Annotated in this window: 1 protein-coding gene; it reads right to left on the reverse strand. The window is 50.7% G+C overall.

Going from position 1 to position 608, the window contains the following annotated elements:
- Positions 1-608, reverse strand: a 608-nt coding sequence (locus R7044_RS26490; protein WP_225456147.1) for an aldehyde dehydrogenase family protein, incomplete at both ends; no start/stop codon positions are given.

The raw sequence follows: 608 nt of genomic DNA on the forward strand, positions 1-608 counted from the left end.
GCCGCCTCTCCTGCTTTCGCTTCAATTAAGCTTTCACCGCCTAGAGATTGCAGGTTTGCTTGCGCATCAAGAATGAACTTCGCCGCAGCCACAGAGATTTGTGGGCCCATAAATGGCGCAGGTTCTGCGAATGGTTGATCCATGCGAATGTTTTTCGTCGCTTCTACCAGCTTAGTGATAAGAGCATCCCCTTTCTCACCAAACGGCACGTATAGACGACGAGCACAAGTACAACGTTGACCAGCACTGATGAATGCCGATTGGATGATGGTGTACACCGTTGCATCCAAATCACCGTAGTTATCAGAGATGACCATCGGGTTGTTGCCGCCCATTTCTAGCGCTAACATCTTGCCTGGTTGACCTGCAAACTGACGATGCAGAATGTGACCCGTGTTCGCACTGCCCGTAAACAGAATGCCATCAATACCTTTCGCATCAGCCAACGCAATACCGGTTTCCTTCGCACCTTGAACAAGGTTGATCACGCCTTTTGGCAAACCCGCTTCTTCCCACAATTTCATAGCTAGCGCGCCAGTCCAAGGCGTTTGCTCAGATGGTTTGAACACATCTGTGTTCCCCGATAGCAAGGCAGGAACGATGTGGCC

Source organism: Vibrio sp. 1402, assembly GCF_033340275.1.